Annotated in this window: 21 protein-coding genes; 13 read left to right on the top strand and 8 right to left on the bottom strand. The window is 56.2% G+C overall.

The window, feature by feature from the left end; genetic code table 11:
- Positions 1–24: 24 nt before the first annotated feature.
- Positions 25–597, bottom strand: a complete 573-nt coding sequence (gene yeiP, locus IB212_RS15195) for an elongation factor P-like protein YeiP (protein ID WP_008500940.1) — start codon at positions 595–597, stop codon at positions 25–27.
- Positions 598–759: 162 nt separating this feature from the next.
- On the opposite strand from yeiP, the gene IB212_RS15190 reads away from it, so the two are divergent.
- Complete coding sequence (locus IB212_RS15190; RefSeq protein WP_028013872.1) at positions 760–1,014, top strand: YkgJ family cysteine cluster protein; 255 nt, start codon at positions 760–762, stop codon at positions 1,012–1,014.
- On the opposite strand, the gene setB is transcribed toward IB212_RS15190, so the two are convergent.
- Positions 1,011–2,192 carry a sugar efflux transporter SetB gene (gene setB, locus IB212_RS15185; protein ID WP_041908999.1) on the bottom strand — a complete coding sequence of 394 codons (1,182 nt, stop codon included), beginning with the start codon at positions 2,190–2,192 and terminating at the stop codon, positions 1,011–1,013. The two genes, IB212_RS15190 and setB, sit on opposite strands and share 4 nt — an antisense overlap.
- 361 nt (positions 2,193–2,553) lie before the next feature.
- Here setB and fruB point away from each other — a divergent pair, with 361 nt between their 5' ends.
- From fruB to fruA, 3 genes are read left to right on the top strand one after another with little or no spacing between them, the layout of a single operon-like run.
- The gene (fruB, locus tag IB212_RS15180; protein ID WP_028013870.1) at positions 2,554–3,684 is read left to right on the top strand and encodes a fused PTS fructose transporter subunit IIA/HPr protein; all 1,131 of its coding nucleotides are present in this window, start codon (positions 2,554–2,556) and stop codon (positions 3,682–3,684) included.
- Positions 3,684–4,622: a 1-phosphofructokinase gene (gene fruK, locus IB212_RS15175; RefSeq protein ID WP_010433510.1), complete on the top strand. Its 939-nt coding sequence runs from the start codon at positions 3,684–3,686 to the stop codon at positions 4,620–4,622. Before fruB ends, fruK begins: the two co-directional genes overlap by 1 nt.
- Before the next feature lie 16 nt (positions 4,623–4,638).
- Positions 4,639–6,324 carry a PTS fructose transporter subunit IIBC gene (gene fruA / locus IB212_RS15170; RefSeq protein ID WP_028013869.1) on the top strand — a complete coding sequence of 562 codons (1,686 nt, stop codon included), beginning with the start codon at positions 4,639–4,641 and terminating at the stop codon, positions 6,322–6,324.
- A 46-nt stretch (positions 6,325–6,370) separates the two neighbouring features.
- On the opposite strand, the gene nfo is transcribed toward fruA, so the two are convergent.
- Together nfo and IB212_RS15160 are read right to left on the bottom strand one after the other, a co-directional pair.
- Positions 6,371–7,228, bottom strand: a complete 858-nt coding sequence (nfo, locus tag IB212_RS15165; protein ID WP_041909003.1) for a deoxyribonuclease IV — start codon at positions 7,226–7,228, stop codon at positions 6,371–6,373.
- Between the two features lie 64 nt (positions 7,229–7,292).
- The gene (locus IB212_RS15160) at positions 7,293–8,339 is read right to left on the bottom strand and encodes a YeiH family protein (protein ID WP_041909004.1); all 1,047 of its coding nucleotides are present in this window, start codon (positions 8,337–8,339) and stop codon (positions 7,293–7,295) included.
- Between the two features lie 97 nt (positions 8,340–8,436).
- Between IB212_RS15160 and yieE the strand changes: the two genes are divergently transcribed.
- Both yieE and IB212_RS15150 read left to right on the top strand, forming a co-directional pair.
- Positions 8,437–9,303 (top strand): DNA-binding transcriptional regulator YeiE, encoded by an 867-nt coding sequence (yieE, locus tag IB212_RS15155; RefSeq protein ID WP_041909005.1) that lies wholly within the window; start codon positions 8,437–8,439, stop codon positions 9,301–9,303.
- A gap of 158 nt (positions 9,304–9,461) precedes the next feature.
- Positions 9,462–10,931 carry an amino acid permease gene (locus IB212_RS15150; RefSeq protein WP_028013865.1) on the top strand — a complete coding sequence of 490 codons (1,470 nt, stop codon included), beginning with the start codon at positions 9,462–9,464 and terminating at the stop codon, positions 10,929–10,931.
- A 54-nt stretch (positions 10,932–10,985) separates the two neighbouring features.
- Here the strand turns inward: IB212_RS15150 and IB212_RS15145 are convergent, their stop codons facing one another.
- Both IB212_RS15145 and fghA read right to left on the bottom strand, forming a co-directional pair.
- A complete protein-coding gene (locus tag IB212_RS15145) occupies positions 10,986–12,971 on the bottom strand; it encodes a ligand-gated channel protein (protein WP_028013864.1) in 1,986 nt (661 codons plus the stop codon).
- A 268-nt stretch (positions 12,972–13,239) separates the two neighbouring features.
- A complete protein-coding gene (gene fghA, locus IB212_RS15140) occupies positions 13,240–14,067 on the bottom strand; it encodes an S-formylglutathione hydrolase (protein ID WP_045629868.1) in 828 nt (275 codons plus the stop codon).
- 138 nt (positions 14,068–14,205) lie between these two features.
- Here fghA and IB212_RS15135 point away from each other — a divergent pair, with 138 nt between their 5' ends.
- The 7 genes from IB212_RS15135 (at position 14,206) to mglC (ending at position 22,398) form a co-directional block, all read left to right on the top strand.
- On the top strand, positions 14,206–15,354 hold the full coding sequence (locus IB212_RS15135) for a YbfB/YjiJ family MFS transporter (RefSeq protein WP_163332487.1): 1,149 nt from the start codon (positions 14,206–14,208) through the stop codon (positions 15,352–15,354).
- A 102-nt stretch (positions 15,355–15,456) separates the two neighbouring features.
- Positions 15,457–16,125 (top strand): GTP cyclohydrolase I FolE, encoded by a 669-nt coding sequence (gene folE / locus IB212_RS15130; RefSeq protein WP_047363083.1) that lies wholly within the window; start codon positions 15,457–15,459, stop codon positions 16,123–16,125.
- An 18-nt stretch (positions 16,126–16,143) separates the two neighbouring features.
- A complete protein-coding gene (gene yeiB, locus IB212_RS15125) occupies positions 16,144–17,301 on the top strand; it encodes a DUF418 domain-containing protein YeiB (protein ID WP_163332488.1) in 1,158 nt (385 codons plus the stop codon).
- A gap of 155 nt (positions 17,302–17,456) precedes the next feature.
- Positions 17,457–18,479, top strand: a complete 1,023-nt coding sequence (gene galS / locus IB212_RS15120) for an HTH-type transcriptional regulator GalS (RefSeq protein ID WP_041909015.1) — start codon at positions 17,457–17,459, stop codon at positions 18,477–18,479.
- Between the two features lie 294 nt (positions 18,480–18,773).
- A complete protein-coding gene (mglB, locus tag IB212_RS15115; protein ID WP_008500923.1) occupies positions 18,774–19,772 on the top strand; it encodes a galactose/glucose ABC transporter substrate-binding protein MglB in 999 nt (332 codons plus the stop codon).
- Positions 19,773–19,851: 79 nt separating this feature from the next.
- A complete protein-coding gene (gene mglA / locus IB212_RS15110) occupies positions 19,852–21,372 on the top strand; it encodes a galactose/methyl galactoside ABC transporter ATP-binding protein MglA (RefSeq protein WP_028013859.1) in 1,521 nt (506 codons plus the stop codon).
- A 15-nt stretch (positions 21,373–21,387) separates the two neighbouring features.
- On the top strand, positions 21,388–22,398 hold the full coding sequence (mglC, locus tag IB212_RS15105) for a galactose/methyl galactoside ABC transporter permease MglC (RefSeq protein ID WP_013097952.1): 1,011 nt from the start codon (positions 21,388–21,390) through the stop codon (positions 22,396–22,398).
- A 49-nt stretch (positions 22,399–22,447) separates the two neighbouring features.
- Here the strand turns inward: mglC and IB212_RS15100 are convergent, their stop codons facing one another.
- Positions 22,448–23,836: a glutamine synthetase family protein gene (locus IB212_RS15100; protein ID WP_041909019.1), complete on the bottom strand. Its 1,389-nt coding sequence runs from the start codon at positions 23,834–23,836 to the stop codon at positions 22,448–22,450.
- Positions 23,837–23,957: 121 nt separating this feature from the next.
- Positions 23,958–24,677: an outer membrane permeability protein SanA gene (sanA, locus tag IB212_RS15095; protein ID WP_028013857.1), complete on the bottom strand. Its 720-nt coding sequence runs from the start codon at positions 24,675–24,677 to the stop codon at positions 23,958–23,960.
- Between the last annotated feature and the right edge of the window lie 91 nt (positions 24,678–24,768).

Here is a 24,768-nt window from a genome sequence, read left to right as displayed (position 1 = left end):
GCCGCCACCCGACAAATGCCATAATCAGTCAGCACGACCCATATAGCGTTTTTCTTCAATATGGATGCGGATCTTCTCGCCAGCGGAGAGATATTCCGGCACCTGCACAACCAGCCCGGTGGTCAGGGTCGCTGGTTTGTTGCGCGCACTTGCTGACGCGCCTTTAATGCCCGGCGCGGTTTCAACGATTTCCAGATCCACGGTCTGCGGCAGTTCAAGCGCCAGCAGCACGCCGTCCCAGGTCAGTACCTGCATGTCTGGCATACCGCCTTCAGGAATGAACAGCAGCTCTTCTTCGATCTGATCTTTGGTGAAGATGTACGGGGTGTAATCTTCTTTATCCATGAACACGTATTCGTTGCCGTCGATGTATGAGAAATCAACGTAGCGGCGGGTCAGAGTCACGGTATCAACGATATCGTCACCTTTAAAACGTTCTTCCACCTTCAGGCCGGTACGCACATCGGCGAAACGCATTTTGTACAGCGTCGCTGCACCACGGGCGCTTGGTGCCTGAATGTCGATGTCTTTCACAATCAGCAATTTGCCGTTGTAATTCAGTACCATACCTTTCTTAATTTCGTTCGCTCTTGGCATTGCAGTAATCCTGTCTACGGGAGGTAAAAAATATCGCGCCAAATTACTCGCGCGCGGCCTTTCAGGCAAGTGGAAATCGTGGCTTTTGCTATCAATACGCAAAAGGTGTTACTGTGCGCCCGATGCCCGACTGTACGGGTGTTCGCCACCGAGAGAGCATGTATGGATTGTCGTCCAGATTGCGGCGCGTGCTGTACCGCTCCGTCCATTTCAAGCCCCATTCCAGGCATGCCTGAAGGCAAGCCCGCCAATACCCGCTGCGTTCAGCTCTCTGAATCCAACCTGTGTATGATATTTGAGTCTCCCCTGCGCCCGAAGGTCTGTTCCGGGCTTCAGCCATCAGCTGAAATGTGCGGCAGCACGCGCGCGCAGGCAATGACATGGCTGCTGGAGCTGGAAGCGCTCACTGCGCCTTAAACGTCTTTGATCCTCGCCAGACAGCCAATCGTCAGCGTACACATCACCAGCGCAATCCAGAACACCGTGTGGTAGTTCCAGATCTCGGCAACGATACCGGCCATCGAGCCCGCAATAATCCAGCCCACGCGGGTGGTATTAGTATAAAGGGTGGTGGCGGCACCTGCCTGCCCCGGCATCAGATCCTGGAAGTAGAGCATGCCAATCCCCGCCAGGATGCCGATATACACGGCGTTCAGCAGCTGTAAAGCAAGAAGCAGGGCTGGCGTATGGACCGTCAGCATGCCAACGTAGAATAGCAGCCCGGCGACGGCCGCGATGCGCATTAAAAAACGCTTTCCAAAACGCCTCGCATAATAGCCTGCAATCAGCATGGTCGGGATCTCAAGACCCGCGGCGGTGCCCATCATAATGCCGGCCAGCTTCTCCGGCAGGTGTAGCTCATCAATAATAAACAGCGGCATGTTAATGATATACAGGCTGTTGGTGCCCCACATCAGCGTGCAGATAACAAACAGGAGCAGGGCATCGCGGCGGTTACGACGCGGCGCTTCCAGCACGCCCGTTGCCACTTTGGGCTCTTTGCGCATTGACGGCAGAAAAAACCATACCATTGCCCCGCACGCCACAAACGCGACCGCCGCGCTCAGGTACATCACCGTAAAGCCAAACCCCATCGCCAGCGCGTAGGCCAGCGGCGGGCCAATTACCCATGCCAGCGACACCTGAGCGCGCAATATCGAGCTGAACATCACCGCTTCCCGCCCGGTATGGTCGGCATGTTCGCGGGCAAGGGCAAACAGCTGCGGGTTGGCGGTTGAGCCAAAGCTGCTCAGAAAAACGCCGATGAACAGCAGAATGAAATAGTTACGGTTCCAGGCAAACAGGACGCAGGCCAGCACCCCCAGCAGACAGCAGAAAACGATCAGGCTTTTACGATCGCCTTTGCGGTCGGAACGACCGGCGAGAAACTGGCTGACGAGAATGCCGATGATGGCGCTTCCGGTAAAAAAGAAGCCAACCATCGCCGGACGGGCGTGAACTTCGTTGGTCAGGAACAGGCTCAGCGTCGGGGTTTGCAACGCACCGGCGATGCCCGTAAAGAAGGCAACAATCAGGAACGCCGTTGACGTCAAATCAAAGGGCTTCGGCGCGGTGGCCGCAGGGGTGTTATGCATGTTTTATAATTAGCGAGTAACAGAGAGGGGCGGAGTTTACGCCGTCAGTTAAAAAATAAACAGTGGGTGAAGTCAATTACCCCACGAAAAATCAAAATGGCATTTCAACTTACTCCCCACCTGGCTGAACTTAGCTGAAACTGGTTTGCTGAAGTTCAGCAAAATTTAGCTGAACGCAGAAGAAATGTGCAGTATCTCTAAATTCTGATATCGGAAATACGACATTTCTTGCAAGCCATTGCAGAAAGCGCAAGACTTTTTGAAACGTTTCAGCGCTATCTTGTTTTAACAAACGGAGCAGGCTAGCGCATTTTTTCTCATGTAAGCTGAAACGATTCAATTTCAGCAGGAGAGGAGAACCATGTTCCAGTTATCTGTTCAGGATATTCACCCGGGCGCTCAGGCCGGGGATAAAGAAGAGGCTATTCGTCAGGTTGCCGCTGCCCTTGTGCAGGCGGGTAACGTCGCGGACGGCTACGTAAACGGTATGCTGGCGCGCGAGCAGCAGACCTCCACCTTCCTCGGCAATGGCATTGCCATTCCGCACGGCACAACTGACACCCGCGACCAGGTGCTGAAAACCGGCGTTAAGGTCTATCAGTTCCCGCAGGGCGTGCTCTGGGGCGACGGCCAGGTGGCTTATGTTGCTATCGGTATCGCGGCGAGCAGCGACGAACACTTAGGCCTGCTGCGTCAGCTGACGCATGTCCTGAGCGATGACTCCGTGGCTGAACAGCTGAAGTCTGCAACAACCGCTGAAGAGCTGCGGGCGTTGCTGATGGGCGAAAAACAGAGTGAAGCGCTGAAACTGGATAACGACACGCTGACGCTGGATGTTGTGGCCTCCGATCTGGTCACGCTGCAGGCGCTGAACGCGGGTCGCCTGAAAGAAGCGGGTGCCGCTGATGCCACCTTTGTGACGCGCGTGATTAACGATAAACCGCTGAATCTCGGCCAGGGCATCTGGCTGAACGACAGCGCTGAAGGCAACCTGCGCAGCGCAATTGCAGTGAGCCGCGCCGCCACCGCGTTCGACGTTGAGGGCGAGACAGCAGCCATGCTGGTGACTGTGGCGATGAACGATGAGCAGCCGGTTTCGGTGCTGAAGCGTCTGGGCGATCTGCTGCTGAACAATAAAGCTGAAAAACTGCTGAACGCTGATGCGGCGACCGTGCTGGCGCTGCTGACCAGCGACGACGCGCTAACGGACGACGTGCTGAACGCCGAGTTCGTGGTGCGTAACGAACACGGCCTGCATGCCCGTCCGGGCACCATGCTGGTCAACACCATTAAACAATTTGAAAGCGAGATTACCGTGACCAACCTGGATGGTTCGGGCAAACCGGCCAACGGCCGTAGCCTGATGAAAGTCGTCGCGCTGGGCGTGAAGAAAGGCCATCGCCTGCGCTTCACCGCGCAGGGCGCAGATGCTGAACAGGCGCTGAAAGCAATTGGCGACGCCATCGCGGCAGGTCTGGGGGAGGGCGCATAATGAGCAGACGTGTTGCGACTATTACGCTGAACCCGGCTTATGACCTGGTGGGGTTTTGCCCGGAAATTGAGCGCGGCGAAGTTAACCTCGTGCGTACCACTGGCCTGCATGCTGCGGGCAAAGGGATTAACGTCGCGAAGGTGCTCAAGGATCTCGGTATCGACGTCACCGTAGGCGGATTCCTCGGTAAAGATAACCAGGATGGCTTCCAGCAGCTGTTCAGCGAGCTGGGCATTGCCAACCGTTTCCAGGTTGTGCAGGGCCGTACCCGCATCAACGTTAAGCTGACGGAAAAAGACGGCGAAGTGACCGATCTTAACTTCTCCGGTTTCGAAGTGACGCCAGCTGACTGGGAGCGCTTTGTGACCGACTCCCTGACCTGGCTGGGCCAGTTCGACATGGTGTGCGTCAGCGGCAGCCTGCCGTCCGGCGTCAGCCCGGAAGCGTTTACCGACTGGATGACGCGCCTGCGCAGCCAGTGCCCGTGCATTATCTTCGACAGCAGCCGCGATGCGCTGGTGGCGGGTCTGAAAGCCTCTCCGTGGCTGGTGAAGCCAAACCGCCGCGAGCTGGAGATCTGGGCAGGCCGTAAGCTGCCGGAATTAAAAGATGTGATTGAGGCCGCCCATGCGCTGCGCGAGCAGGGTATTGCTCACGTGGTGATCTCGCTGGGTGCAGAAGGGGCGTTATGGGTTAACGCTTCAGGTGAATGGATTGCCAAACCGCCGTCAATGGAAGTGGTGAGCACCGTTGGCGCAGGGGATTCTATGGTTGGCGGCCTGATTTACGGCCTGCTGATGCGTGAATCCAGTGAACATACGTTACGTCTTGCCACCGCCGTTGCAGCCCTGGCCGTGAGCCAGAGCAATGTCGGTATTACCGATCGTACCCAGTTAGCCGCGATGATGGCGCGCGTTGACTTAAAACCTTTTAACTAACAGCAGGAGAGGAATAATGAAAACGCTGCTGATCATTGACTCCGGTCTCGGACAGGCTCGCGCCTACATGGCGAAGACCCTGCTGGGCGCGGCGGCACAAAAAGCACACCTGGACATCATTGATAACCCAGGCGATGCCGAACTGGCGATTGTCCTGGGCGATAAAATTCCCGCTGACAGCGCGCTGAACGGCAAAAAAGTGTGGCTGGGCGATATTAATCGCGCGGTGGCACACCCGGAACTGTTCCTGAGCGAAGCGAAAGGTCACGCGACCGTCTACAGCGCGCCTGTCGCGGCGGCTCCTGCTGCGGCCTCGGGTCCGAAACGCGTTGTCGCGGTCACGGCCTGCCCGACGGGCGTGGCGCACACCTTTATGGCGGCTGAAGCCATTGAAACCGAAGCGAAAAAACGCGGCTGGTGGGTGAAGGTTGAAACCCGTGGCTCCGTGGGGGCGGGCAATGCCATTACGCCGGAAGAGGTCGCTGAGGCCGATCTGGTGATTGTGGCGGCAGATATCGAAGTGGATCTGGCGAAATTTGCCGGCAAACCGATGTACCGCACCTCTACCGGCCTGGCGCTGAAAAAGACCGCGCAGGAGTTTGATAAGGCCCTGGCAGAAGCCAAACCGTATCAGGCCACCGGCGCAGCAAAAACGCCGACCGAAGGGAAAAAAGAGTCTGCGGGCGCATACCGTCACCTGCTGACCGGCGTGTCCTACATGCTACCGATGGTGGTTGCGGGCGGCCTGTGTATCGCACTGTCGTTCGCGTTTGGTATTACGGCATTTAAAGAAGAAGGGACGCTTGCGGCTGCGCTGATGCAGATCGGCGGCGGTTCAGCGTTCGCGCTGATGGTGCCGGTGCTGGCGGGCTTTATCGCCTTCTCCATTGCTGACCGTCCGGGTCTGACCCCGGGTCTTATCGGCGGTATGCTGGCGGTGAGCACCGGCTCCGGCTTTATTGGCGGTATCATCGCCGGTTTCCTCGCGGGTTACGTCGCGAAGCTGATTAGCTCGAAGCTGAAGCTGCCGCAGAGTATGGAGGCGCTGAAGCCAATCCTGATCATTCCGCTCATCTCCAGCCTGGTGGTCGGTCTGGCGATGATCTACCTGATTGGTAAGCCGGTTGCGGGTATCCTGGCGGGCCTGACCCACTGGCTGCAAACCATGGGCACTGCGAACGCGGTGCTGCTGGGCGCAATCCTCGGCGGCATGATGTGTACCGACATGGGTGGCCCGGTGAACAAAGCGGCATACGCCTTTGGCGTTGGCCTGCTGAGTACCCAGACTTACGCGCCGATGGCGGCGATCATGGCGGCCGGTATGGTGCCACCGCTGGCGCTTGGCCTGGCGACGATTATTGCCCGTCGTAAGTTCGACAAAGCGCAGCAGGAAGGCGGTAAAGCGGCGCTGGTGCTGGGCCTGTGCTTCATCACCGAAGGTGCGATTCCGTTCGCGGCGCGTGACCCAATGCGTGTTCTGCCGTGCTGTATCGTCGGCGGCGCGGTAACGGGCGCCATCTCCATGGCGATTGGCGCGAAGCTGATGGCGCCGCACGGCGGTCTGTTCGTCCTGCTGATCCCTGGCGCCATCACCCCGGTACTGGGTTATCTGCTGGCGATTGTTGCCGGTACGCTGGTGGCAGGCCTGTCTTACGCGGTGCTGAAACGTCCGGAAGCGGAAGTTGTGGCAAAAGCAGCGTAAGCAGTAAGCAATAAAAAAGCCGGGTGCTAATGCAACCCGGCTTTTTTTATGCCGCCTGTTCTGCGGTTTGCTGTGCCTTCAGCCAGGCAATCTCTTCCGCCCAGATATCCGGATTGATGGTTTCCAGCACCATCGGAATACCGTCGAAGCGGGCGTCCTGCATAATAAAGCGGAAGGCATCGTGACCGATATTGCCTTCTCCCAGGCTGTGGTGGCGGTCAACGCGGCTGCCGAACGCGCTTTTCGCATCGTTCAGGTGCATACCGCGAAGATATTTAAAGCCAACAACGCGCTCGAACTCCTCGAAAGTATTTTTCGTGGCCTCGGTTGTGCGCAGGTCATACCCGGCGGCAAACGCGTGGCAGGTATCAATGCACACGCCCACGCGAGACTTATCTTCCACGCCGTCAATGATTGCCGCCAGATGTTCAAACCTAAAGCCGAGGTTGCTGCCCTGACCAGCGGTGTTTTCAATCACTGCGGTGACGCCTTTGGTTTTATCCAGCGTCATGTTGATGGATTCGGCAATGCGCGCCAGACAGGCATCTTCATCAATCTGCATCAGATGACTACCCGGATGGAAGTTCAGCAGCGTCAGCCCGAGCTGTTCGCAGCGCTGCACTTCATCAAGGAACGCCTCGCGGGACTTATCCAGCGCTTCCTGCACCGGATGCCCGAGGTTAATCAGATAGCTGTCGTGAGGAAGGATCTGGCCCGGCCCGTAATGGTATTTTTCACAGGCGGCTTTGAAATCGTCAATGACCTCAGCGGTGAGCGGCGCGGCGCGCCACTGGCGCTGGTTTTTGGTGAACAGGGCGAAAGCGGTCGCCTCGATTTCGGCGGCGCGAATGGCTGCATTCGCCAGGCCACCTGCAGCGCTGACGTGCGCTCCAACGTATTTCATAAAAAAACTCCTGTTAACCCGAAACGCTTATGATAGCGGGTTAACAGGAGAAGGACGAGATGGTTTATGCCATCAGGCTGTGCACGGCGAGGTTAATCGCACCGCCGCCAACAATCAGCCAGATGAAGAGCACCAGCGCCATCAGCAGCGGCTTTGCACCGGCTTTTTTCAGCGCGCTGACGTGCGTGGTCACCCCCAGCGCCGCCATCGCCATCGCCAGCAACACCGTATCCAGCGTCACCAGCATCTCCACTACCGCTTTTGGCAGCAGGTGGAAGGAGTTAAAGATAGCGACCACGATGAACAGGATCGCAAACCACGGAATGGTGATTTTGCTCTTCTCGCTGCCGCCAGCCGGTGCCAGCTGTTTAACACGGGCCGCGAGGAAAATCAGGAACGGGGCCAGCATCATCACGCGCAGCATTTTGGCAATGACCGCCGCGTTTTCCGCTTCCGGGTTAATGGCGTGACCTGCCGCCACCACCTGCGCCACTTCGTGCATGGTTGAGCCAATATAGATTCCGTAGGTTTCCGGGCTAAACCAGTGCGCCACCAGCGGGTACATGGCCGGATACAGGAAGATCGCCAGCGTACCGAAGATAACCACCGTCGCGACCGCCACCGTCACTTTACTGGCTTCGGCTTTAACGACGGGTTCTGTTGCCAGCACTGCCGCCGCGCCGCAGATGCTGCTGCCTGCGCCGATTAACCAGCTGGTTTGCTTATCCAGGTCAAACACTTTCTGACCAATAAAGCACGCCAGTAAAAAGGTGCTGGTCAGCGTCAGGACGTCAATGGCAATCCCGCTGACGCCCACGTCCGCAATCTGCGAAAAGGTGAGACGGAAGCCGTAAAGGATAATCCCGAGACGTAATAAATGCTGCTTGGCGAAAATCACGCCGCCGTCGCAGGATTTCCAGATATGGGGGTAAACGGTGTTCCCGACCACCATGCCGAGCAAAATGGCCAGCGTTAACGCGCTGAACCCTGCACCGGCCACTGCCGGAATACTGCCGCCCCATAAGGCCACGCCGGTGACGACGGCGCTGAGCGCAAGGCCGGGCACGAAGTGCCACACTGTACGATGATGTTGTAAGGTGATTTCTGACATAACCTTCTCCTTTGTCTGGCTAAAGGTTACGGCGCGCTGGCTTAAAAATAAAATTGATTATATATTTATAATCAATCTTTATAAGTGGTAAGCAACCATGCACATTACATTGCGTCAGCTGGAAGTGTTTGCCGAGGTGCTGAAAAGCGGCTCGACGACCCAGGCGTCACAAATGCTGGCGCTCTCGCAGTCTGCCGTCAGCGCGGCGTTGACCGACCTCGAAGGCCAGCTGGGCGTCCAGCTGTTTGACAGGGTAGGGAAGCGACTGGTGGTCAACGAACATGGCCGCCTGCTTTACCCGCGCGCGCTGGCCCTGCTGGAGCAGGCTATTGAAATCGAGCAGCTGTTCCGCGAGGACAACGGCGCGATCCGCGTATTTGCCAGCAGCACCATCGGCAACTACATCCTGCCGGAAGTGATTGCCCGCTACCGCCGGGATTTCCCGACCCTGCCGCTTGAGATGAGCGTGGGTAACAGCCAGGACGTGATCAACGCGGTGATTGATTTCCGCGTGGATATCGGACTTATCGAAGGTCCTTGCCACAACGTCGATATCATTGCCGAGCCCTGGCTGGAGGATGAGCTGGTGGTGTTTGCGTCTCCGGCCGCGTCGTTATTGCAGGGCGAGGTGACGCTGGAGCGGCTGGCGCAGGCGCAGTGGATCCTCCGCGAGCAGGGTTCCGGCACGCGTGAGATTGTCGACTACCTGCTGCTGTCGCATCTGCCGCATTTCCAACTGGGAATGGAGCTGGGAAACTCAGAGGCGATTAAGCACGCGGTGCGTCATGGCCTGGGCATCAGCTGTCTTTCCCGGCGGGTGATTGCCGAACAGCTGGAGACCGGATCGCTGGTGGAAATCCCCGTTCCGCTGCCAAAACTGGTGCGCACGCTGTGGTGCATCCACCATCGTCAGAAACACCTGTCCAGTTCGCTGCAGCGTTTTCTGCGCTACTGCGAGATGTAAAAGCGCCCCTCACCCCAAAGGGGAGAGGGAAAAATAATGCGTTACTTATAATCCTGGACGCGTCATGAAGCTCTCTTATAACAGGGTATTTCTGCCGGAAGGAACGCAGATCGTCTGCTACAATCGCGCCTCATTTATTAAATGGACAGCATTTTCACATGGTTTCAGAAACTAAAACCACAGAAGCGCCCACGCTACGTCGTGAACTCAAGGCGCGTCACCTGACGATGATCGCCATTGGCGGCTCTATCGGTACAGGTCTTTTCGTTGCCTCTGGCGCAACGATTTCGGCAGCCGGCCCGGGTGGGGCATTATTCTCTTATATCCTGATTGGCCTGATGGTTTATTTCCTGATGACCAGCCTGGGCGAACTGGCGGCATACATGCCGGTGTCAGGTTCGTTTTCGACCTACGGACAAAAATACGTTGAGGAAGGCTTCGGCTTCGCGCTGGGCTGGAACTACTGGTACAACTGGGCCGTCACCATCGCCGTGGACCTCGTCGCCGCGCAGCTGGTGATGACCTGGTGGTTCCCGGACACGCCGGGCTGGATCTGGAGCGCCCTGTTCCTCGCCGTCATCTTCCTGCTGAACTACATCTCCGTGCGCGGCTTTGGCGAAGCGGAATACTGGTTCTCTTTGATCAAAGTGGCCACCGTCATCATCTTTATCGTCGTCGGCGTGGCGATGATCGTGGGTATTTTCAAAGGGGCTGAACCTGCAGGCTGGAGCAACTGGACGATAGGCGATGCGCCGTTTGCCGGGGGCTTCTCGGCGATGATTGGCGTGGCGATGATTGTCGGCTTCTCCTTCCAGGGCACGGAGCTGATTGGTATCGCGGCCGGTGAATCCGAAAACCCGGAGAAGAACATTCCGCGCGCGGTGCGTCAGGTGTTCTGGCGTATCCTGCTGTTCTACGTGTTCGCTATTTTGATTATCAGCCTGATCATTCCGTATACCGATCCAAGCCTGCTGCGTAACGACGTGAAAGACATCAGCGTCAGCCCGTTCACCCTGGTCTTCCAGCACGCGGGCCTGCTCTCAGCGGCGGCGGTAATGAATGCGGTGATCCTGACGGCGGTGCTGTCGGCGGGTAACTCCGGCATGTACGCCTCCACGCGTATGCTTTATACCCTGGCCTGCGACGGCAAAGCGCCGCGCATTTTCTCGAAACTGTCCCGCGGCGGCGTACCGCGCAACGCGCTGTATGCCACCACGGTGATTGCCGGTCTGTGCTTCCTGACCTCCATGTTCGGCAACCAGACGGTGTACCTGTGGCTGCTTAACACCTCCGGGATGACGGGCTTTATCGCCTGGCTGGGCATTGCCATCAGCCACTACCGTTTCCGTCGCGGCTACGTCATGCAGGGTCATGACCTGAATAACCTGCCGTACCGTTCAGGGTTCTTCCCGCTGGGGCCGATTTTCGCCTTCGTTCTGTGCCTGATCATTACTCTGGGTCAGAACTATGAGGCCTTCCTTGCGGACACCATTGACTGGGGTGCCGTCACGGCGACCTACATTGGTATTCCGCTGTTCCTGATCATCTGGTTTGGCTACAAACTGACGAAAGGAACCCGCTTCGTTCGCTACAGTGAAATGGATTTCCCGGAACGATTTAAACAATAACCGCGCTTCCTCTCTTTCAGCCCGCTCAACCGAGCGGGCTTTTTTATGGGCAGCTCAGAAGCTGTAGGTCATGCCAACCGTATAGCGACGCCCGTCCAGCACGGTGTCATACGTGTCGTAGTCAATCTGCTTATCCAGCACGTTATACACACCGGCGGTAACCAGCAGGTTTTTGTTCGCGTTGTAGCGCAGACCGACATCAACCTGAGTGTAGGACGGTGTGCCCTGGGACATTGACGTGCGGCTCAGGTACTCAGACGTTTTACCGCGAAGGTTCAGACGGCTCCAGAAACCTACGTCGGGCGTCGCCTGCCAGTCCAGGGTAGTGTTGAACATGTGCTTCGGCATCTTGTTCAGCGGCTTGCCTGAGAACTGACCGCTCTTCTGCTCAGATTCGGTATAGGTATAGTTTGCGGTCCAGTTTACATCGCGCGAGATTTTCCAGCCGAAGGAGGACTCCACGCCGCGCATGTTGGCTTTGTCCACGTTAACGCGGTCGCTCACAAAATCATAGCTGTGATCGCCAATCGTACAGGCGGGATCGGCGCTGCTGTTACAGCGGCGAACTTCCGTAATCTTGTCCTTGAAGTCGGTATTAAACAGCGTCACGCCGGCATTCAGGTTATCGTTGTTATCCCAGAGCAGGGCGAGCTCTTCGCTCAGGCTCTTCTCTGGTTTCAGATCCGGGTTGCCAACGATGATACCGTCAAGACGGCCGCCACCCGTTACCTGGCCCCAACTGGCAGACGACTGCCGCAGATCCGGCGCACGATAGCCAGCCGAAACCCCGCCTTTCAACGTCCAGTGATCGGCCAGGTGCCATACGCCGTAACCGCGCGGCGTCCAGTTCGTCCCGTAGTTTTGGTCTTTGTCCATACGCAGGCCGCCGGTCAATGTAAAGCTTTCCGTCATTGACCATTCATCTTCGGCAAACAGGGCCCAGCTCCAGCGCGTCAGTTTGTTCAGGCCGTCCGCAGCTTCCAGCTGATTGCCCTCGTCGCGCAGTTTCTCATACCGATACTGCCCGCCGAGGGTCAACGTATGATCGCCGAGGAAAATCTGGTTCTGGTTGTTGAAGGTGGTGTTATACGAGCGCATTTTGCGACCTGGATTATTGGTCTCTTCCTGCTGGATATAGCTGGTGGTATTGAAGTCGTCGTAATACCCGCTGTGGGTTAAGGAGTAAGTTGTGTGCTCATAGCGTGAGTCGCTTTTAGTATTTGGCTTACAGGTCGTTCCCCGGCAGGTTTCAGCCGCTTTCGACATCCCTGGCGTGCTGTTTCTGTCCTGAAGCTCGCGAGCAAAATCAAGATCGAAATCGTTTTTCTCATCCGGGGTGAAGTTCAGGGTAATGCCACCGTTACGCATTTTCTGCTCGTTATACCCGTTCACGATTTTATCTTCGGCGCGGCGTGACAACAGCCCCGTCACTTTTGCGCCAAGCAGACCGTCAATCAGGGGACCAGAAGCGTAGGCGTTGGTCTGGAAGATATCGCCGGAATCATGGTTTTCCTGGAAGGTTGCATCGCCGTGCAACGAACCGGTCCAGGCTTTAGTGTTTGAGACTTTTTTGGTAATGACGTTGATGACGCCACCCATCGCATCGGAGCCGTAAAGTGAGGACATCGGGCCGCGGATAACCTCAATGCGCTCAATGGACTCCAGCGGCGGCAGCCAGCCTTGTTCAATACCCGAGTTGTCGCTGTTTGGGCGGGTGCTTCGCGTACTGACGCGTTTGCCGTTCACGAGGAACAAGGTGTACTGAGATGCCATGCCGCGAATGCTGATATCACTGCTACTCCCGCCGCCGGTGACGACCACGCCCGGGACGTCTCTCAGGGCATCGGTAACATCACGGTAGGCTTTATCTTCAATCTGCTGTTTCGAAATAACAGAGATGGAGGCGGGGGCATTCTGGATCTTTTGTTCAAAACCCGTCGCGGTGACGACAACGGTGTCCTGATCGGCTGCGTGAACGAGAGGGGTGAATGTGGCAGCGCCAACGGCGACGGCCAGGAGCTTAATGCGGGGTATTGTCATTTGTACATTCCGTATAAAAATGAATAAAACTCCATCGGGATAACCCTGAGAACTGTATGATTTTGTCTTTTAAGAACTCTTTAAGATGGAGAAGAGCCTGGAATTGTACAAAAGAATGTAGAATTGTAAACACAAATGATAATTGAAATCATTTGTGTTTGAAGGGAGTGAGAGGAAACCAGCCTGGATTCAAGCGGATAGAACTATGTAAATGAGGGGGAGGGGAAAGGCCCGGTATGCAGGAGGCTACCGGGCAAAAAGGCTGAACTTACCTGAACAGATGCTCCGCATGGAAGCGAAGATGATCCTCGATAAAGGACGCCATAAAGTAATAGCTGTGGTCATACCCGGGCTGAATGCGCAGCGTCAGCGGCCAATCCTTCTGGCGAGCCGCTTCAGCCAGAACCGCAGGCTGTAACTGTCCGGCGAGGAACTGATCCGCATCACCCTGGTCGATAAGCATCGGAATCGCATCTTCCGTCCGGCTTGCCAGCATCAGCGCGCAGCTGTCCCATTCCTGCCATTTCTCTTCATCTTTACCCAGATAGTTTGTGAAAGCTTTTTGTCCCCACGGCACCTGCGTTGGGTTCACAATCGGCGCGAACGCAGAGACGCTGGTGTATTTCCCCGGGTTTTTCAGCGCCATGATTAACGCCCCGTGCCCGCCCATGGAGTGCCCGCTGATGGCGCAGCGGTCGCGCACCGTAAATTCGGCCTTAATCAGCGCAGGCAGCTCGTCGCGAATGTAGTCATACATGCGGTAATGGCTCGCCCATGGCTGCTCGGTGGCGTTGAGATAAAATCCGGCACCTTTGCCCAGGTCGTACCCGGCATCGTCCGCCACATCATCGCCGCGCGGGCTGGTGTCGGGCATCACCAGCGCAATGCCCAGCTCGGCCGCAATACGCTGCGCGCCCGCTTTGGTAGTGAAGTTTTCGTCATTACACGTCAGGCCTGAAAGCCAGAACAGAACCGGCGGGTTTTCCGTCGGGGGCAGGAAAATGCTGAACGTCATGGCGCAGTTCAGCGTGGTGGAGTCGTGCCGCCAGCGCTGCTGTCGACCTTCAAAACAACGGTGCTCTTCGAGCAGTTCCATGCAGGGCTCCTTAATGAGAATAGCTATTCATTAGAGCCATAATACAGCGTTTTCATTTACCTGTGAGCAACTTTCACTTTCGCGGAGCGGCGAGATGCTGCATCATAAATTTACTTTTCTTTAACAATTGGAGCAGTCATGGCGCTGCGTATTGCGCTTAGTGGGTTTGTCGTTCTGGTGGTGGCGATGGGGATAGGGCGCTTCGCCTTTACGCCTCAGGTGCCGCTGATGATTGCCGCCGGGCAACTCACGCTCACCAGCGCAGGTCTGGTGGCGGCGATGAATTATCTGGGCTATCTGGTGGGCGCATGGGATGCCATGCGGGCGCACCGCTTTGTTGAAACGCGACTCTGGCTTGGCATCACCGGTGCGGTTGCGCTGACTCTGCTCTCCGCCGCCGCGGATAACGCCGTTGTGCACGGCCTGCTGCGCTTTGTGATTGGCTGCATGAGCGGCTGGTCAATGGTGCTGATTGCCGCCTGGAGCAACGAGCGGCTGGGGCAGCTGGGTAAACCGGGGCTCAGTGCCGCCGTGTTTGCCGGTCCTGGCGCGGGCATCGCCCTGAGCGGCCTGCTCGCGGTCTATATTCAGGCGAAATCCCTTTCGGCCGGTGCGGCGTGGCAAATCTACGGCGTGCTGGCGCTGGTATTGGTCGCGCTGGTGGCGCGCTATCTGCCGCGTTCCGGACAGCTTCATCGACCCGGCAGCGCGCCAGAGCCGCTGGTACTGACGACGGATCTCAAGCGCCTGGTCTGGAGCTACAGCCTGGCGGGATTTGGCTATATCCTTCCGGCGACCTTTCTTTCGCAAATGGCGGCGGTGCGTTTTCCCGGCAGCCTGTTTGCCCAGTTTGTCTGGCCGATTTTTGGTGCCGCCGCCGTGGTGGGCATTGCGCTCAGCATTCTTTTGCGCCACACCTCAACCGCTAACCGCAGGCTGGCGATAGTACTGTGGTTACAGGGTGCGGGCGTACTGGCGGCCTGGCTGCTGCCGGGCATTGGCGGCTTGCTGACGGGCGGGATGCTGGTGGGAGGCGGGTTCCTCTGCGCGGTGCAGCTCTCTCTTTTATACGGCCGCGAGCTGGCGCCACACCACACGCGCTATATGGCGGGGCTGCTCACCACCGGGTATGCCATCGGGCAATTGGTGGGGCCGGTGACCTCGGCGTTATCAACCTGGCTAACCCACCGGCTGGAGCCTGCGCTGGGGCTGGCTGGCGTTGCGCTGTTTGTCGCGGGTGCCCTGGTCTGGAATCGCCACGCTGAAAGGCAACAGCAATTGCAATAATTATCGTCGTGAATACTGGATTATGTGCGTCGCCTCACGCACAATGAGCGCATACTTTTGCCACAACGAGGGCGAAAGACGCCACACCTGCAGGAGAACAAAATGTCATCACTCAGTAAAGAAGCTGCCCTGGTCCACGAAGCCCTGCTCGCGCGCGGTCTTGAAACGCCACTGCGTCCGCCCGTTCAGGATATGGACAATGAAACCCGTAAAAGATTGATTTCCGGGCATATGACCGAGATCATGCAACTGCTGAATCTCGATCTGAGCGATGACAGCCTGATGGAGACGCCCAAGCGTATCGCGAAAATGTACGTTGACGAAATTTTCTCCGGACTGGATTACGCCAACTTCCCGAAAATTACCGTCATCGAAAACAAGATGAAGGTGGATGAGATGGTGACGGTCCGTGATATTACGCTGACCAGCACCTGCGAGCACCATTTCGTGACCATCGACGGCAAAGCGACCGTGGCGTATATCCCGAAAGACACGGTGATTGGCCTGTCGAAGATCAACCGTATTGTGCAGTTCTTCGCGCAGCGCCCTCAGGTGCAGGAGCGTCTGACGCAGCAGATCCTGATCGCGCTGCAAACGCTGCTGGGTACCAATAACGTGGCGGTCTCAATTGATGCGGTGCACTACTGCGTGAAAGCGCGCGGCGTGCGTGATGCGACCAGTGCGACCACCACCACCTCGCTGGGCGGCCTGTTTAAATCGAGCCAGAACACCCGCCAGGAGTTCCTGCGCGCCGTGCGTCACCACAACTAATCAGACAGGGCAGGGACCATGGAGCGAAACGTCACGCTCGATTTTGTTCGCGGCGTCGCCATTCTGGGTATCCTGCTGCTGAATATCAGCGCCTTCGGTCTGCCGAAGGCCGCTTACCTCAATCCCGCCTGGTACGGCGACATCACCCGAAGCGATGCCTGGACGTGGGCGATCCTCGACCTGTTTGCTCAGGTTAAATTCCTCACGCTGTTTGCGCTGCTGTTTGGCGCGGGCCTGCAGCTTCTGCTCAAACGCGGCACGCGCTGGATCCAGTCGCGCTTAACGCTGCTGGCAATTCTCGGCTTTATCCACGGCCTGTTCTTCTGGGATGGTGATATTCTTCTTGCTTATGGGTTAGTCGGGCTAATCTGCTGGCGGCTGATTCGCGACGCGCACAGCGTGAAAAGCCTGTTTAACACCGGCGTGATGCTCTATCTCATGGGGCTCGGCGTCCTGCTTTTGCTGGGGCTGATCTCCGGTGACGCGACAAACCGTTCCTGGATCCCGGACGCCGCTAACCTCCAGTACGAGCAGTACTGGAAGCTGAAGGGCGGTACGGAAGCGATAAGCAACCGTGCGGATATGCTGGGCGACAATCTGCTTGCCCTGGGGGCGCAATACGGCTGGCAGCTGGCGGGCATGATGCTGATGGGCGCGTCACTGATGCGCACCGGCTGGCTGAAAGGGGAATTCAGCCTGCGGCACTACCGCCGCACCGGCGCGGGGCTGGTCCTGCTGGGCGTGCTGATTAACCTTCCGGCGGTAATGGCGCAGTGGCACCTTCACTGGGATTACCGCTGGTGCGCGTTCCTGCTGCAGGCGCCGCGTGAATTGAGCGCGCCGTTCCAGACCATCGGCTATGCGGCGCTGATCTATGGTTTCTGGCCGCAGCTTTCTCGCCTGTGGATCGTCAGCGCCGTAGCCTGCGTTGGGCGGATGGCGTTAAGTAATTACCTCCTGCAGACGCTGGTCTGCACCACGCTTTTCTATCGCTTTGGCCTGTTTATGAAATTCGACCGCCTCGGACTGCTGGCGTTTGTTATTCCGGTCTGGATACTAAATCTGGCGTTTTCTGTCATCTGGCTGCGTTATTTCCGCCAGGGACCGCTGGAGTGGGTGTGGCGTCAGTTAACCGCACATGCTTCAGGGGTATCATTGAGTAATACATCCAGATAACGATCTGGATCACAATCATTAACAAAACGGATGTAAGCGTTTTCATGAGTGTGACCTTCTTCACGTAGTCCCCTTTCTCTCGCTGCCAAAATAGCCACCTTGCTAAACACAGGGGGTGTCTGTGAGTTGCTGCAATTCTTTGAAGGATGGTGAATATGATCACCATTCGTGACGTCGCCCGTCTGGCGGGCGTTTCTGTGGCTACCGTCTCCCGCGTGCTGAACAACAGCGCGCTGGTCAGCCCTGAAACCCGTGAAACCGTAATGAAAGCCGTGACCCAGCTCGGGTACCGGCCAAATGCCAACGCGCAGGCGCTGGCAACACAGGTCAGCGATACCATCGGTGTGGTGGTAATGGATGTCTCGGACGCCTTTTTCGGTGCGCTGGTGAAAGCGGTCGATGTGGTCGCCCAGCAGCATCAGAAATACGTGCTGATTGGCAACAGCTATCACGAGGCGGAAAAGGAGCGCTATGCCATTGAAGTGCTGATCCGCCAGCGCTGCAACGCCCTGATTGTTCACTCAAAAGCCTTAAGCGATGAAGAGCTGGCCGGGTTTATGGAGCAGATCCCGGGCATGGTGTTAATCAACCGCATCGTCCCGGGCTATGCCCACCGCTGTGTCGGGCTGGATAACGTCAGCGGCGCCATGATGGCCACTAAAATGCTCATCAATAACGGCCATCAGCGGATCGGCTATCTGGCCTCCAGCCATCACATTGAAGATGACGAGCTGCGGCGTGAGGGGTGGCAAAACGCCCTGAAAGAGCACGGTATTACGCCATCAGAAAGCTGGATTGGCACCGGCACGCCGGATATGCAGGGCGGTGAGGCGGCAATGGTGGAACTGCTGGGCCGCAATCTGCAGCTTTCTGCGGTGTTTGCCTATAACGACAGCATGGCGGCAGGCGCGCTGACTGCGCTGAAGGATAACGGCATTGCGGTGCCACAGCATTTGTCATTGATTGGTTTCGATGATATTCCGATTGCCCGTTACACCGACCCGCAGCTGACTACGGTGCGCTATCCCATTGCTTCTATGGCAAAACTGGCGACCGAGCTGGCGCTACAGGGAGCGGCAGGGCTGCTGGATCCGGGGGCGACTCACTGCTTCATGCCGACGCTGGTGCGTCGTCATTCCGTCGCCGCCCGGCAAATTGTGGTTCCGATCACTAACTGATTACACCAGGCGATGTAACCGTTTTCAATCTGTGAGTAAATTCACAGTATCTTAACAAGGCGCTGACTATGATGTCAGCGTTTTAGGGGCTGAAACGCTATGTAACGGTGATTATTCGCTTTCACCATAGCCTATGTGCCGCAAACAACGAATAAAACGCATTTCTGGAGCGTTACCGACCACGGAAGATAGAAATTTTATAAGTGAACGTCGGCTGTCAGTAACGTTTTATTAACACCTGCCTGCCGATCGTTATTCACAAGAACTACCCTGCATAAAAAAACCGGAGATACCATGAATAAGAAGGTGTTGACCCTGTCTGCTGTAATGGCAAGCATGCTTTTTGGTGCAGCAGCGCACGCTGCGGATACCCGTATTGGTGTGACCATCTATAAATACGACGACAACTTCATGTCTGTTGTGCGTAAAGCAATTGAGAAAGATGCGAAAGCAGCGCCAGACGTACAGCTGCTGATGAATGACTCCCAGAACGACCAGTCCAAACAGAACGATCAGATCGACGTTCTGCTGGCTAAAGGCGTTAAGGCCCTGGCGATCAACCTGGTTGACCCGGCTGCAGCAGGCACGGTTATTGAGAAAGCGCGCGGCCAGAACGTGCCAATCGTCTTCTTCAACAAAGAACCTTCCCGTAAAGCGCTGGACAGCTATGACAAAGCGTATTACGTCGGTACTGACTCTAAAGAGTCCGGCATTATTCAGGGCGATCTGATCGCGAAGCACTGGGCGGCGAACCCGAACTGGGACCTGAACAAAGACGGTCAGATCCAGTTCGTGCTGCTGAAAGGCGAGCCTGGCCACCCGGATGCTGAAGCGCGTACCACCTATGTTATCAAAGAGCTGAACGACAAGGGCCTGAAAACCCAGCAGCTGGCGTTAGATACCGCGATGTGGGACACCGCTCAGGCGAAAGATAAGATGGACGCGTGGCTGTCTGGCCCGAACGCGAACAAAATCGAAGTGGTCATTGCCAACAACGATGCGATGGCAATGGGTGCGGTTGAAGCGCTGAAAGCCCACAATAAATCGTCCATCCCGGTATTTGGCGTGGATGCCCTGCCGGAAGCGCTGGCGCTGGTTAAATCTGGCGCAATGGCCGGTACCGTTCTGAACGATGCCAACAACCAGGCGAAAGCGACCTTCGATCTGGCGAAAAACCTCGCCGACGGTAAAGGCGCGGCGGATGGCACCAACTGGAAAATCGACAACAAAATCGTTCGCGTGCCTTACGTGGGCGTAGACCAGTCCAACCTGGCTGAGTTTATCGGTAAATAAGATCTTTGTTTTGTCTTCACTGGGCGCAATTCGTTGCGCCCTTTTATAACGCGATATGCGAGGCCAACAAGGTATAATTATGGTCAGCACAACTACTCAGTCGTCCGGTGAATACTTGTTGGAAATGACAGGCGTCAACAAGTCCTTCCCCGGTGTTAAGGCACTTGATAATGTTAATTTAAAAGTCCGTCCTCACTCTATTCATGCATTAATGGGGGAGAACGGTGCGGGTAAATCAACGTTATTAAAATGTCTTTTTGGGATCTATCAAAAAGATTCTGGCAGCATTCTTTTTCAGGGGAAAGAGATCGATTTCCATTCAGCGAAAGAAGCGTTGGAAAACGGTATCTCGATGGTTCACCAAGAATTAAACCTGGTACTGCAACGCTCGGTAATGGATAACATGTGGTTGGGACGTTACCCAACCAAAGGTGTGTTTGTCGATCAGGATAAAATGTATCGCGACACCAAAGCGATCTTCGATGAGCTGGATATTGATATCGATCCGCGCGCCCGCGTGGGGACATTATCCGTTTCCCAGATGCAGATGATCGAAATTGCCAAAGCGTTCTCCTATGATGCGAAAATCGTCATCATGGATGAACCCACCTCGTCATTAACGGAAAAAGAGGTTAATCACCTTTTTACCATTATTCGTAAGCTGAAAGAACGCGGCTGCGGCATTGTGTACATCTCGCACAAAATGGAAGAGATCTTCCAGCTGTGCGATGAAATTACCATCCTGCGCGACGGCCAGTGGATTGCCACGCAGCCGCTTGAAGGGCTGGACATGGACAAGATCATCGCCATGATGGTCGGCCGTTCCCTGAACCAGCGCTTCCCGGACAAAGAGAACAAGCCAGGTGAAGTAATCCTGGAAGTGCGCAATCTGACCTCGCTGCGCCAGCCGTCCATCCGCGATGTTTCTTTCGACCTTCACAAAGGCGAAATTCTTGGCATTGCTGGCCTGGTAGGGGCAAAGCGTACCGACATCGTGGAAACCCTGTTTGGCATCCGCGAGAAGGCCGACGGCACCATCACGCTGCACGGGAAGAAAATTAACAACCATAATGCCAACGAAGCCATTAATAACGGTTTTGCGCTGGTGACGGAAGAACGTCGCTCGACCGGTATTTATGCTTATCTGGATATTAACTTTAACTCGTTAATCTCTAATATTCGCAATTACAAAAACAAAGTCGGGCTGCTGGATAACTCCCGCATGAAGAGCGATACCCAGTGGGTAATTGACTCCATGCGCGTGAAAACGCCTGGCCATCGTACCCAAATCGGTTCGCTTTCCGGTGGTAACCAGCAAAAAGTTATTATTGGCCGTTGGTTATTAACCCAGCCAGAAATTTTGATGCTGGATGAACCGACCCGCGGTATTGACGTCGGCGCGAAGTTTGAAATTTATCAGCTGATTGCCGAGCTGGCGAAAAAGAATAAAGGGATCATTATTATTTCTTCCGAAATGCCGGAACTGTTAGGGATCACGGACCGTATTCTGGTTATGAGCAATGGTCTCGTTGCCGGTATTGTTGACACCAAAACGACAACGCAAAATGAAATTTTGCGTCTTGCGTCTTTGCACCTTTAAGATCAGGGGCTCCTCATGAGTGCGTTAAATAAAAAAAGTTTTCTCACTTACCTGAAAGAAGGCGGTATTTACGTTGTTCTTTTAGTCCTGCTGGCCATTATTATTTTCCAGGACCCTACGTTCTTAAGCCTGCTGAACCTGAGTAATATTCTGACCCAGTCCTCCGTGCGTATCATCATTGCGCTGGGCGTGGCGGGCCTTATCGTCACCCAGGGGACGGACCTGTCTGCCGGTCGTCAGGTCGGCCTGGCGGCGGTTATTGCGGCAACCCTGCTGCAGTCGATGGAAAACGCCAACAAGGTGTTCCCGGAGATGGCGACCATGCCGATTTTCGTAGTGATCCTGATTGTCTGCGCCATCGGGGCGGTGATTGGTCTGATCAACGGTATTATCATCGCTTACCTGAACGTGACGCCATTTATCACCACGCTGGGTACGATGATCATCGTTTACGGTATCAACTCCCTGTACTACGACTTTGTGGGCGCGTCGCCGATTTCGGGCTTTGACAGCGGCTTCTCCACCTTCACGCAGGGGTTTATCGCGCTGGGCAGCTTCCGCCTGTCGTACATTACCTTCTATGCGCTGATTGCGGTGGCGTTCGTCTGGATCCTGTGGAACAAAACGCGCTTCGGTAAAAACATCTTCGCTATCGGTGGTAACCCGGAAGCGGCGAAAGTGTCCGGGGTAAACGTTGCCCTGAACCTGCTGATGATTTACGCGCTGTCCGGTGTGTTCTACGCCTTCGGCGGGATGCTGGAAGCAGGCCGTATCGGCTCCGCAACGAACAACCTTGGCTTCATGTACGAGCTGGATGCGATTGCGGCCTGCGTGGTCGGCGGCGTCTCCTTCAGCGGCGGGGTGGGGACCGTGCTCGGCGTGGTCACCGGTGTGATCATCTTTACCGTCATCAACTACGGGTTGACCTACATCGGCGTGAACCCGTACTGGCAGTACATCATCAAGGGCGCCATCATCATCTTCGCGGTGGCGCTGGATTCACTGAAGTACGCCCGTAAGAAGTAATCGTCACTCGCCATACCCGGCCCGCTCACCGAGCGGGCTTTTTTATGGCCTATGCCAGATGGGACTCTTCTTGCGTCACAATGCGCTCAAACCACTCGAGTTCAGAAAGCTTGCAGGCGACCCACTGTTCGGAAAAGGCGTCGCCCAGGCTGTCGGTGAGATACTGACAGCGGGCGAAGGCCTCAATTGCCTCCTGCTGGAACAGCGGGAGTTCCGGTTGGTCCTGCTGCGGTTCCGGGAGTTCCCCCTCGTCGATATGTTCCAGCCCGTACAGCATGCCGGTAAGGATTGTGGCCGCCACCAGATACGGATTCGCATCGGCTCCGGCCAGTCGGTACTCGATACGACGGTTGCTCTCTTCCGAGCAGGGAATGCGCAGGGCAGCGGAGCGGGTGTTATAGCCCCACGAGTTAAAGACGGGTTCCGTCAGGTTTTTTCGCAGGCGACGAAACGCGTTGACCCCCGGCGCTAGAATGGCGACGGAGGCGGGCATCAGCGCCAGCTGGCCTGCGATGCACAAGCGCATCATGCTGCTCAGCGCGTTCACCGGCGAGGCAAAAACGTTCTCGCCACGGCTGTTGTTAAGGCTGAAATGGATGTGCAAACCGCTGCCGGAGAGCTGGCTGAAGGGCTTAGCCATAAAGTTAGCCTGAAGACCGTGCTTTTCAGCGACATAGCGGGTCAGGCGGCGCAGGGCCAGCACGTTATCACAGACCTCTACGACGCGCTGGCTGTGCTTCAGGTTTAATTCGTACTGTCCGGACTCGGCTTCCGCTACCACCCCTGACAGCGGGATGCGCTGAAGGTGCGCCAGCTGTTCCAGCTCGTCAAAAAGCGCCGCGTGCGCCGACGAGGTGTCCATGTGAAAACAGCCCTGATTTTGCGGATCGCGATCGCCCTGTCCCGTCAGGTAAAACTCGATTTCCGGGGCAATGACCGGGAAAAGGCCGTGCTGGTGGAAGCGGGCCACGACGTTCTGCAGTATCGCGCGTGGCTCAAGCGGGCAGGGGTTACCGTCGCTGTCCTTCATCGTCAACAGGATCTGCGCGGTATGCTCCGGATCCTGCGGACAGGGACGCAGAGAACCGGCGACCGGGACGCACAGCCGGTCGGGTTCATCATAAAGCGGGGCGGCGATTTTTCCCTTCTGATCCATGGAGTAGACGGAAAGCGGAAAATAACAGCCTTTTTCCAGACTCAGCATGCTCTCCACCGTGAGGCGCTTGCCGCGCATCGTGCCGTTGATATCGTTCAGGTAAACGTCAACGTGTTTCGTCTGCGGGTAGCGTTCCAGATAGTCGGCCACTTCCACGGTAACATTATGCTGCAGGGCGTCAATTTTTTCATCCAGCCAGAGACCAGAATTAAGTGCGCCGGGGAGTGATAATCCGGGAAAGTTAAAGTAAGGGCGGAGACTTTTGAGGAAAAACGCATTCATTATCGAGTTCATAGTCATTCTTCAATGAAGCCGTAGCGGCAGTGAACTCAGGTTAAAAGAGCTGGCGTAAAGGGGGGATAAAAAGCGTCAGTGCCGGCGTAAAGAAAGTATAAAGGCAGGCCTACTTTTTCTCTTTTTTCTGCATATCCAGCAGCTGCTCTGGCGTCACCGCCGGGTAACCCTGCGCGTCTTCCGGCACCTCATGCATCGCCGGAATGGGCACCAGCGGGCCTAAAAAGCGCGGTTCGCGTTTGAAGATATACAGATCGGCCAGGGCACCAAAGCGGGCACCAAACTCGCGGACGCGCACGCTCAGCATATCTTTTGGCGACGGCACCGCGTAGCACTGGGCCTGAATGCCCATGTGCAGGGCGATAAACAGCGCGCGCTCGCAGTGGAAGCGCTGGGTGATGATGATGAAATCGTTGGTATCGAAGACTTTGCGCGTGCGCACGATGGAGTCCAGGGTGCGGAACCCGGCGTAGTCGAGCACGATATCGGCCGGATCGACGCCTGCGGCAATCAAATCCTTCCGCATCGTCACCGGCTCGTTATAGCTTTGCAGCGCGTTATCGCCGCTCAGCAGCAGGTAGTTCACCTTGCCGCTGTTGTAGGCGTTCAGCGCGCCCTGAATGCGGTAGCGGTAATACTGGTTGATAACGCCGGTGCGGTAATACTTGGCGGTGCCGAGCACCACGCCCACCTGACGATAGGGCAGGTCCTGCAGGTCATCAAAGATGTAGGGGGCCGTTTTCCAGCTCATCCAGCGGTCGAGACCCAGCACGATAAACAGCAGTATGCCGACCAGGACAGACAGGCTGTAAAAAACGCGCTTTAACATGAAGATGGCTCGTTCGTGGATGAAATTTAACTCAGGCTACTTTACCCGCCAGGTTAGCGCAAGAAACAGCGACTCAACTGAGGGGTTTTTC

This window comes from Enterobacter sp. E12 (assembly GCF_014596715.2).
GTDB classification, from domain to species: Bacteria; Pseudomonadota; Gammaproteobacteria; order Enterobacterales; family Enterobacteriaceae; genus Enterobacter; species Enterobacter bugandensis.
This window is presented reverse-complemented; position numbering and strand designations above follow the sequence as displayed.